Below are 8,959 nucleotides of genomic sequence, written 5' to 3'. Positions count from 1 at the left end.
GCGGAAGCGGTTGACGGAGATCGGCTACGGGCCTGATCAGGTTCTGCCCTCGCGGCACCCGCTACGACGCCGACCCCGCCTTGCCCTCGCTGAAGCTGGCCGCCAGGCAGGGCGCGCACGCCGAGGTATGGACGATCTTGCGCCACTTCCTGGCCGTCTTCCTCCCGAGGGAGGGCGAGCGGGCCCAGCGTCTGCACACCGACGCCGTCGTGCTGGCCGCCGACATCGCCACGTGGGCCGGCGCGCGGGGCGAGATCCCCGAGGTGGCCGCCCACGCGAAGAAGCGCGGTTCGACCTCGCTGACCCGGGCCTGCCGGAGCCTTCACCAGTTCCTGACCCGGGAGGCCTGATCGGCTCAGCGGCGGCGGAAGGGGCGGCGGCCTGCCGGGCTTGGTCTGCCTCGCCCCGGTCGTCGTCGCCGTGGGCCACGATGCTGAGGAGTTCGCGCAGGTGGAGGATGGGACCAGGCCGATGAGCGCCATCGAGGAGCGCCTTTCGTTCGTCAGACGTGTTGCTCTGGGTAGGGGGCCCGGTAATATCGGCGGAATTTTCAACGGATATGCAGGTCAGAGCTCCCTTAAGGACCCTCGGGCACGGCTTGGAAGGCGAGCAGCTGATCTGCATATCCGTTGTTTCCTGCGTCGTTACTACTGGGACCCCATGTTGGCCGGACAAAGAGTGGTATTACTTTGAGTTACCGGGCCATCCAATTGCGTCACGGAAAGGCGTAGCCGCGAGGGGCCGATCCGGTGCGCAGTCGGCCGTCTGCCGGCCCGACGAAGCACCGTTCCGTCAGGACGCGACGTCACCAACAGCGCCGGGGCCGTGCGCGCCGGTCTCCGCAGGAGGAGAGTCTGTGATCTCGAAGAGCAAGAAGAACGCCCGTTCCATGGCCGTGGCACTCGCCGCAGCCGCCGCCTTCACCGTCACCATCCCGGGCGGCACCGCCTTCGCCATCGACCACGTCCAATGCGTTGGTGGCGAGAACTTCCTGAAGATCTGGTCGCACCTCGACGGCCGCCAGAGCGTCGACTGCTACGCCAACGGCGGAAAGACCGACTTCGGCGGATGGTGGGTCGACCGGATCTCCACGGGCAACAACGACCTGATCTACTACGACGCCAACGGCGACTCGGTGAAGATCGAGCGCTGGCACGACATCACCTTCCCGAACCACCCTCCGAAGGTCGTCGCCATCCAGATCGTGTGACACGTTGACATCCGGCCGGTCACGTCCCGCAGGCGTGACCGGCGGCGGGCAGTGCGACAGGCCGGCCAGGGCGAGACCGGCAGGCACCATGGGATGCGGGTGGGCCACCTGCCGGGGCGTCGAGGCAGTCCGCCGGTTCCGCACACGACTCCCGCGACCAACCAAGAAGGCTCGGCTCAGGCGCATACAGGAACCGTAGCCTCCGCCGCGGAGGCACAGCGCGACGTCGGGAGCGGGCACAGCCGCGGCAAGGTCGTGATCAACATCAGCTGAACGCACACGCTGTACCGGCCTCGGCGGGGTGGAGCAAGGTGTTCGGTGACGGCGGCGATGAGTCAATCGTCCACTGTCCTGATCGCGGGTCGTGCGCCGGAAGCGTCGCCTTCTGACTCATATGCGTTGGCGTCGCACTCCTCGAGCGGGCTAGCGTTGCTTCCGTCATGCGCCAGGAGGATATGCCCTGTCTGCGCCTGTGAGTCAGCAGATTGGAGATGCGGGATGACTTCTCAGCTTGTCGCGCTCTGCTTCGATGCGAACGACCCGCTCCGTCTCGCGCGCTTCTGGGCCGGAGTCCTGGGCTGGGAGATGGCCAACGACCCCCACGATGGCATCACGCTCCTGCCGAGCGATGACACCGGGTTCCGGATCCGATGTCTTCCGACCCAGGAGAAGAAGACCGGCCAGAACCGGATGCACTTCGATCTGACGAGCACGTCCCTGGAGGACCAGCAGCAGACGGTGGCGAGGTCGCTCGGACTCGGTGCGCGGCACATCGACATCGGGCAACGCCCGGAGGAGGGTCATGTGGTGCTCGCCGACCCCGAAGGCAATGAGTTCTGCGTCATCGGGCCGGGCAACAACTTCCTTGCTGACTGCGGATTCATCGGAGCGCTTGCGTGCGACGGTTCGCAGGAGGTCGGGTACTTCTGGAGCGAGGCGCTGGGCTGGCCGTTGGTCTGGGACCAGGACCAAGAGACCGCGATCCGCTCGCCCCACGGCGGTCCGAAGATCACGTGGGGCGGTCCGCCACTGATGCCGAAGACAGGGAAGAACAGGCTGCACTTCGACCTCGCTCCATCTGTGCACGGTGATCAGCAAGCGGAGGTCGACCGTCTCGTCTCCCTCGGAGCGACTCGAGTCGACATCGGCCGGCGCGGGGTCAGTCGGGTGGTGATGGCCGATCCCGATGGCAATGAGTTCTGCGTGTCGCCCCCCCGATAGCGTGACCGGACCCGGGGGGGCGGCGCGCCTCCGATCCACCCCGCGGCACGGTGTGATGCCGGCGGCGCCGCGGTTCGTGACTCACGCTGCCCGGTAAAAGGCCGACACGACGGTCGCATTCGAGGTCGAGCACTCTTGCCAACACATAACCGTTTCTGGCTATCATCGCCATATGACGATTGATAGTGATGCTGGCCGATGCGTGAACGCCGACATCGCCGCGGGCATCCCGCCGGCGGCGGCGCTGTTCCACTCGCTGGCTGATGAGACCCGGCTGAAGATCGTGCAACGTCTGGCCCGAGGCGAGGCCCGGGTGGTGGACCTGACCGAACAGCTCGGCCTGGCCCAGTCCACGGTCTCCAAGCACCTGGCCTGCCTGCGCGATTGCGGGCTGGTCGACTACCGGGCTGAGGGCCGCCAGTCGTTCTACGCGCTGACCCGGCCCGAGCTGATGGACCTGCTGGGCGCGGCCGAGCAGCTGCTGGCCGCCACCGGTCACTCCGTCACGCTCTGCCCCGTCTCCGGCCCCGGCAGCCTCGACCGCGACGCCGACCTGCCCGCTGGAGGCACGATCGCATGACCGCGCTGAATCTGCCCGGCCTCGGGCCCACGCCGGCCCGCCGTACCGTACTGCGCCGCCGTATCCGGCTGCTGGTGGCCGCGACCATCACCTACAACGTGATCGAAGCCGTCGTGGCCATCACCGCCGGCACCCTCGCCTCCTCGGCCGCGCTGATCGGCTTCGGCCTGGACTCCATCGTCGAGGTCGCCTCGGCCGCCGCGGTCGCCTGGCAGTTCTCGGCCACCGACCACGAGCGGCGGGAGAAGGTGGCGTTGCGGGTCATCGCGCTCTCGTTCTTCGTGCTGGCCGCCTACGTCACCGTCGACGCCGTACGCGCCCTGGCCGGGGCCGGCGAGGCCGAGCACTCCACGCCCGGCCTGATCCTGGCGGGCTTGTCGCTGGTGATCATGCCGTTCCTGTCGGCCGCCCAACGCCGTGCCGGCCGTGAACTCGGCTCGGCTTCGGCGGTGGCCGACTCCAAGCAGACGCTGCTGTGCACTTACCTGTCCGCCGTGCTGCTCGTGGGCCTGGCGCTCAACAGTGCCTTCGGCTGGTCGTGGGCCGACCCGATCGCCGCCCTGGTCATCGCGGCCGTCGCGGTCAAGGAAGGCCGCGAGGCCTGGCGCGGCGACACCTGCTGTGCCGTCCCCACCGCCACCGTCATCGGCGGGTCAGGCGCCTCGGCCGGATGCGCGGATGGCTGCTGCACCGCTGAGAAGGAGCACGATCGATGATCGGCCGCCCGATGCCCGCCCGTGTGCGGGCCGCCTACCGCGCCGAGATGAACGCCGCCCGCGCCACCGGAGACGCTGCGGCGCGCTGGCGGCATCTGGAACGGGCCCACATCATCTCCCAGCCGTGGCCCTGGCCCCACACCCGCAACCACCTGGCGATGTTCGTCCTGGCCATCGCCCAGCGCGACCGCCGCGAAGCGTTCGGCCAGGTGGTGCGTATCATCGTGGCCGCGCCCGGCTCGGCACTGGGCCGCTACCCCGAAGGCAACACCGGCCGCGCCCGTGTCGGCCTCACCCAGCCCATGCCCCTGCCCGCCGACCTGGCCGAGCTCCTGACTGCCAGGTAAGGTCCGCGCCCGCTGACCTGCTGTCGCCCCGGGAGGGCCCCGATGACTGTTCGCCGCCAGTTCGCCCTGGCTCCCGCGGTTGCGAGCAAACCCGATGTCGGTGACGTGGGCGGCCTGCAGGAGCCGGCCCGGCGGATCGCCTGCGGCCAGGCCTGGACACCCGGAGCCGGCCCGTGCGGTCACGGCGCTGTTCGGCCGGCAGGCCGTCGGCCGGAACGCCGAGCACAGGCCGGCCGCTTCGACCCCGTGACCGACGCGCCGGCCGCCGACACCCCCGCCGACACCTCCGCCGAGGTCGCAACGGCCACGGTGGACGAGCAGGAAGGCGGCCGGCGGTGACCGGGGTGTGGGGATGGGACCTGCTGATCGGCATCGCGGTCGCGCTGCTGGTCACCTGGCTGGCGCTGCTTGTGGTACTGGCCATCGTGCGGCCGCGCGGCGGCCTGCTGCGTGAGGCGCTGCGGCTGCTGCCGGACGTGCTGCGGCTGATCCGCCGCCTGGCCGCCGACCGCAACCTACCGCGCGGCGTGCGGGTACGACTGGCGCTGCTGCTGGCCTACCTGGCCTTCCCCCTCGATCTGGTACCCGACTTCATCCCCGTGCTCGGCTATGCCGACGACGCCATCATCGTGGTCGCCGTACTGCGCTCGGTGGTCCGCCGCGCCGGACTGCAGGCCGTACGCCGGCACTGGCCCGGTACCGACGACGGCTTCGCCGCGCTGTCACGGCTGACCGGACTCGACACGCCACCCGCAACCCCCTGACACGCCACGACCGCCGCAGGCCGGGCCCCGCGGCGGCGACCTGACGAGCTTTGCGGCACCTGCCATGCCCACTCCTTCCGGACGACCCGCAACCGTGATCTACTCCTGGTTGCCCGGCCCGACCGCGGTGGAGTCCTCGCCGAGAGACAGCAGTTGAGCGTCTGGTCGTTGTCAGTGGACATCCGTCCATCCCGGTTACCTCGGGCGGCCTGGCATGGTTATGACGACTTGAAGTGCCCCACCCGGGCGGCTTGAGCTGGACCCGTCTCGGACCGGTGATGTGATCCCAGACCGACATGTCGGCTTGTAGTGGCCTCACCTTTAGAGTTGCGGTGTCAGGCTCGACCTGCTGGATCACGCGCGCCGCGGCAAGGGGGAGTTGGTGGCGCTCACCAAAGTCGAGCTGTTCGACCAAACCCGCCGGGATTCGTGGCGTGCAGGGCTGGGGATCCGGGCGCTGGCCCGCAAGTACGGAGTGCACCGGCGATTGGTCCGCGAGGCACTGACGCGGCCCGAAGCGACACCACGTAAGACGCCACAACGCCGGTCTTCGCAGTTGGAGCCGTGTACGTGGAGCAGCGTGTGGACGCGGTGGTCTACCGGCGGCTCGACGAGCTGTTCCGGGACGGGCACCGGCGGGGGCTGCTACCGGCGCCACCTGAGCCGCTGAGTGAGATCACCCGTGGCGCGTTGGAGCGGCTGCTCGCCTCGCAGTTGCCGCGCGAACTCGACTGGGCCTCGGCCGATCTGCTGCGGGCGACCGTCGACACCGTGCTCTACGGGGCGATCCGCTCAGCACACCCCGGCGTCGACGATGAACGACTCCGGGCGGTCATGTCGACGGCCCGCGATGATGAGCAGGAGGTGGGACCGTGTTTGGGGCAACCGGCAGGGTGGCATTGGTGACAGGGGCCAGCAGCGGAATCGGTGCGGCCACCGCGCGCCTTCTGGCCGCGCGAGGGATGCGCGTGGTGGTCAACTACCTCCGCAGCGGCACGGCAGCCGCGGAGGTCGTGGCCGGCATCGAGACCGCAGGCGGCCAGGCCATGGCCGTGCAGGCCGACGTGCGCGAGGCAGTGGCGGTCGAGAGCATGATCGAGCAGGTCCAGGCGGTATGGGGCGGCATCGACGTGCTCGTGCACAACGCGCTCACCCCGTATGTGATCAAGCCGTTCCAGGAGATGACGTGGGAAGAACTGGGCGGCAAGCTCGACGACGAGATGCGTGCGGCGTTCGCGGTCACCAAAGCCGTCCTGCCCGCCATGACCGAACAGGGCTGGGGACGCATCATCTATCTCGGTACCGGCCTCAGCCGCCGACCCCGGGAGGGCATGATCGCACTGGGCACGGCCAAGGCCGCACTGGCGCAGTTCGCCCGGTACCTCGCCCAGGAACTGGGCCCGCGGGGCATCACGGTCAACGTCGTCGAGCCCGGCCCGGTGGAGGACACCCGCATGGCGGATGTGTTCGACGAGGAGCACAAGCAGCGGCAGGTGGCCGCTACCCCCCTGGGCCGCCTGGCACACCCGGGCGACGTCGCCCAAGCGGTCGCCTTCTACGCCAGCGAGGACAACGCCTTCATGACCGGCACCACGGCCGCGGTCAACGGCGGGATGTCCATGTACTGACGCCCCGCTGTCCTCCGCACGTGGAGCCATACCGTCCCGGTCCGGCCGGACCGCATCCGGAACACCGTCACCTCAGCACCATGGGCCGCAGCAGCCGGGCCCGCGGCACGCGCGGGCGCACGGCGGTGACACGATCAAGGAAAACGTTCATGTACACGATCGATCTCGCCTACGTCGGGCGGGGCCTGCACGAGGAACTGGTCGCCTACATCGCCGACCAGCAGGGCTACTACGCCGACGAGGGCGTCCACGTCGCGCTGCGCGACGGCTGCTCCTGGGACGAGGAGCGGCTGCGCCACGGCGCCACCATCGGGCTCGGCCGGGCGCTGCTGTCCCGACTGGCCGACGGCATCCCCTGGGTCGCACTCAATGTCAACACCCACCGCCCGCTGTTCTGGTTCCTCGCCCTCCCTGGCCTGACCTCCCTGGCCGACCTGGCCGGCCGGCGGCTGGCGGTACACGCCCCCCACACCGCACCCGGGTGCTTCGCCCGGATCGTGCTGCGCCAGGCCGGCCTCGACCCGGACCGCGACATCCACACCATCGTCCGCCCGCCCGGTGACTACGGCATGGACCTGCGCTGGCTGCACGATGGCAGGATCGACGCCGCCCTGGTCGGCAGCACCATGGCACCGGAGGCGATAGCCGCCGAGCACGGCTGGCAGGTGCCGGCCTGGGTCGGCGACCACTTCCAGATCCCCACCGTAGGCGTGGCCGTCGACCCCACCTACATCCACCCGGACGACCCCGCGGTCCAGGCCGTCGTACGAGCCCACCGGCGCGCCCTGCAGGTGATCCACAACGAACCCGACACCACGGTGCGGCACATCCAGACGTTCCTCGGCCGACACACCGCAGACGAAGCCCGAGCCCACTACGAGACGTTCATCGCACCGTATTTCACCACCGACGGCCAAGCCGACCTCACCGTCGGCGCCACCGCGATCACCGCGGTCGCCGCCGAACTCGGCGTCCCCGCCACCGTCACCGCAGCCGAGTTCTACCGCACCGCACCCTCGCTACGACCTGTCCTTGATGATCCGTCCTCTCCCGTTTCATGATCCGCAAGTGGTTCAGCGAAAGCCGCCGGCTCCGCCCACGACCGCCGCATCCCGGCGGTGAGGACGTCCACGTCCGCGCACCTCCGGCGGTCGGCGATCACCCATGTCCGCCGTTCGAAAGCGCAGGTGCTCACGTTGCGGCCGCGCCCGAGCCGACAGTCCTCCGCTGTCTGGATATCTCATATCTCCGGTGTACAGCCAGGGAAATCGAGAGCCATGACCGGCCCGTCCCGAACGCGACCTCTGCCTTTCAAGATCAGCATAAGCGACCGTTAAGGATGGTTAAGGCTTCTTAAGCGCCCGCGGATTATCGGCGGCGCGAAAGGTCTCATCGGCGGTGAACCGGCGAAATGGAACCCCGGCCTCCAGCGCCCAGGTGAGCACGGTCGTGACCGGCTGCTGCTTTGTGGCGAACGGCATCCGGCCTGCCGGAAACAGCGTCTTCCGTCCCGGTCGTTTCGGTGATCGACGAAAGTTGAGCCAAGAGTCGGGAACACCTTGTCATCCCAGTCGAAAGTGGTTCATAAGTGCCCGCCACGATGCTGTCCCGGTACGACGAATTCGCCGTACCGGCACGGACACAGAGCGCGATCCTGGTCGAGGAAGAGGACGAAGTGAGCGGTGATGTGGTCGGCACCGAGGCAGACACCACTCGGTGTGCCGATGAACTCGACGTACCGGCAGGTCCGCGACGGAGACGGCACGTTGCTCGGCCTGTGACGAGATCGGGCCGGCGACACGAGGTGTCGGCGGTTACCGTGGTGGCGGGGCGGCACGGCCCTGCCCCGGAGACATGGACGCCGCTCCTGGAGCTCGACATCCTGCGTCCGACTCACCGCACCCGTTCACGCGCCGCACGGTAGGCGAGTGGTCCCCCGCGCGGAAAGTTCCCGCCCGCGCCGATGAAGCGGCACGGCAGGCACCACACCGAGTCCGACCACGCAGACTCCGCCGGATGGACCGGCAGTTACAGAGACCGCCGCAGTATCGGTGGAGGCCCTCCCCAACAAAAGGAGAAGAGCAATGGAACTCGACATCAACTCCCTGGACATGCTTCCCAGCAAGATGGAGGCCCCTCTGTATCCATGCAAAACCACCTGCGTTACTCTCGTCTCCGCGATCACGGTCACGATCACCATCGCCTGACGTTCACTGCAGGAGCGGCCGGACCGGACGCTCGCGGCAGGTGAGCGGTCGAAAGCGCGTCGCCTCGGCTGCGGAGGCATTCGTCGCGGGTAGGCGGCGGCCGGGGCGACACGCGGTGAACGCCTGACCTTTGAAGTCCTGCGCCGATGAGGGGCGCGGGGCTGAATCGGTTCGGCTTCGGACCACGATCGACCTGATTCTGCCGCGGCCGTGCATAGACCGCCTGAGAGACGAGGTCGAGCATCCCGCGCCGGATTCGATGGGACGGCGTGGCGTCCCATCGAAT

The 8,959-nt window shown here is 68.9% G+C and carries 12 protein-coding genes; all 12 read left to right on the top strand.

The genetic code is table 11. The annotated features are described in order from the left end of the window. Nucleotides 1–80 precede the first annotated feature (80 nt). The 12 genes from ABZ260_RS39645 to ABZ260_RS39590 all read left to right on the top strand — a co-directional run bounded on the left by ABZ260_RS39645 (nucleotide 81) and on the right by ABZ260_RS39590 (nucleotide 8,673). Nucleotides 81–350, top strand: a complete 270-nt coding sequence (locus ABZ260_RS39645) for a hypothetical protein (RefSeq protein WP_355627846.1) — start codon at nucleotides 81–83, stop codon at nucleotides 348–350. 506 nt (nucleotides 351–856) lie between these two features. Then, complete coding sequence (locus ABZ260_RS39640; protein WP_355565169.1) at nucleotides 857–1,210, top strand: beta/gamma crystallin domain-containing protein; 354 nt, start codon at nucleotides 857–859, stop codon at nucleotides 1,208–1,210. Nucleotides 1,211–1,708: 498 nt separating this feature from the next. Beyond that, nucleotides 1,709–2,431, top strand: a complete 723-nt coding sequence (locus ABZ260_RS39635) for a VOC family protein (RefSeq protein WP_355627843.1) — start codon at nucleotides 1,709–1,711, stop codon at nucleotides 2,429–2,431. 172 nt (nucleotides 2,432–2,603) lie between these two features. Next, nucleotides 2,604–3,011: a metalloregulator ArsR/SmtB family transcription factor gene (locus tag ABZ260_RS39630; protein WP_355627840.1), complete on the top strand. Its 408-nt coding sequence runs from the start codon at nucleotides 2,604–2,606 to the stop codon at nucleotides 3,009–3,011. Further along, the gene (locus tag ABZ260_RS39625) at nucleotides 3,008–3,727 is read left to right on the top strand and encodes a cation transporter (RefSeq protein WP_355627837.1); all 720 of its coding nucleotides are present in this window, start codon (nucleotides 3,008–3,010) and stop codon (nucleotides 3,725–3,727) included. The genes ABZ260_RS39630 and ABZ260_RS39625 overlap by 4 nt, the downstream gene beginning before the upstream one ends. After that, nucleotides 3,724–4,074 (top strand): DUF3703 domain-containing protein, encoded by a 351-nt coding sequence (locus ABZ260_RS39620; RefSeq protein ID WP_355627834.1) that lies wholly within the window; start codon nucleotides 3,724–3,726, stop codon nucleotides 4,072–4,074. Before ABZ260_RS39625 ends, ABZ260_RS39620 begins: the two co-directional genes overlap by 4 nt. A 42-nt stretch (nucleotides 4,075–4,116) precedes the next feature. Further along, nucleotides 4,117–4,413, top strand: a complete 297-nt coding sequence (locus ABZ260_RS39615) for a hypothetical protein (RefSeq protein WP_355627831.1) — start codon at nucleotides 4,117–4,119, stop codon at nucleotides 4,411–4,413. Next, nucleotides 4,410–4,838, top strand: coding sequence for a DUF1232 domain-containing protein (locus tag ABZ260_RS39610; protein WP_355627828.1), 429 nt, complete (start codon nucleotides 4,410–4,412; stop codon nucleotides 4,836–4,838). Before ABZ260_RS39615 ends, ABZ260_RS39610 begins: the two co-directional genes overlap by 4 nt. Before the next feature lie 570 nt (nucleotides 4,839–5,408). Continuing rightward, complete coding sequence (locus tag ABZ260_RS39605) at nucleotides 5,409–5,744, top strand: hypothetical protein (RefSeq protein ID WP_355627825.1); 336 nt, start codon at nucleotides 5,409–5,411, stop codon at nucleotides 5,742–5,744. Further along, nucleotides 5,741–6,466 carry an SDR family oxidoreductase gene (locus ABZ260_RS39600; RefSeq protein ID WP_355627822.1) on the top strand — a complete coding sequence of 242 codons (726 nt, stop codon included), beginning with the start codon at nucleotides 5,741–5,743 and terminating at the stop codon, nucleotides 6,464–6,466. The genes ABZ260_RS39605 and ABZ260_RS39600 overlap by 4 nt, the downstream gene beginning before the upstream one ends. Nucleotides 6,467–6,615: 149 nt before the next feature. Further along, the gene (locus tag ABZ260_RS39595; RefSeq protein ID WP_355627820.1) at nucleotides 6,616–7,527 is read left to right on the top strand and encodes an ABC transporter substrate-binding protein; all 912 of its coding nucleotides are present in this window, start codon (nucleotides 6,616–6,618) and stop codon (nucleotides 7,525–7,527) included. Between the two features lie 1,023 nt (nucleotides 7,528–8,550). After that, nucleotides 8,551–8,673 carry an ALQxL family class IV lanthipeptide gene (locus tag ABZ260_RS39590; RefSeq protein ID WP_355627817.1) on the top strand — a complete coding sequence of 41 codons (123 nt, stop codon included), beginning with the start codon at nucleotides 8,551–8,553 and terminating at the stop codon, nucleotides 8,671–8,673. Nucleotides 8,674–8,959 lie beyond the last annotated feature (286 nt).

The organism is Streptosporangium sp. NPDC006013, assembly GCF_040614275.1.
Taxonomy (GTDB): Bacteria; Actinomycetota; Actinomycetes; order Streptosporangiales; family Streptosporangiaceae; genus Streptosporangium.
This window is presented reverse-complemented; position numbering and strand designations above follow the sequence as displayed.

Bases quoted from the DNA above. Each gene is read 5' to 3' on its own strand.
- ABZ260_RS39635 (WP_355627843.1), top strand. From the start codon at position 1,709: ATGACTTCTCAGCTTGTCGCGCTCTGCTTCGATGCGAACGACCCGCTC.
- ABZ260_RS39630 (WP_355627840.1), top strand. From the start codon at position 2,604: ATGACGATTGATAGTGATGCTGGCCGATGCGTGAACGCCGACATCGCC.
- ABZ260_RS39625 (WP_355627837.1), top strand. From the start codon at position 3,008: ATGACCGCGCTGAATCTGCCCGGCCTCGGGCCCACGCCGGCCCGCCGT.
- ABZ260_RS39620 (WP_355627834.1), top strand. From the start codon at position 3,724: ATGATCGGCCGCCCGATGCCCGCCCGTGTGCGGGCCGCCTACCGCGCC.
- ABZ260_RS39615 (WP_355627831.1), top strand. From the start codon at position 4,117: ATGACTGTTCGCCGCCAGTTCGCCCTGGCTCCCGCGGTTGCGAGCAAA.
- ABZ260_RS39595 (WP_355627820.1), top strand. From the start codon at position 6,616: ATGTACACGATCGATCTCGCCTACGTCGGGCGGGGCCTGCACGAGGAA.
- ABZ260_RS39590 (WP_355627817.1), top strand. From the start codon at position 8,551: ATGGAACTCGACATCAACTCCCTGGACATGCTTCCCAGCAAGATGGAG.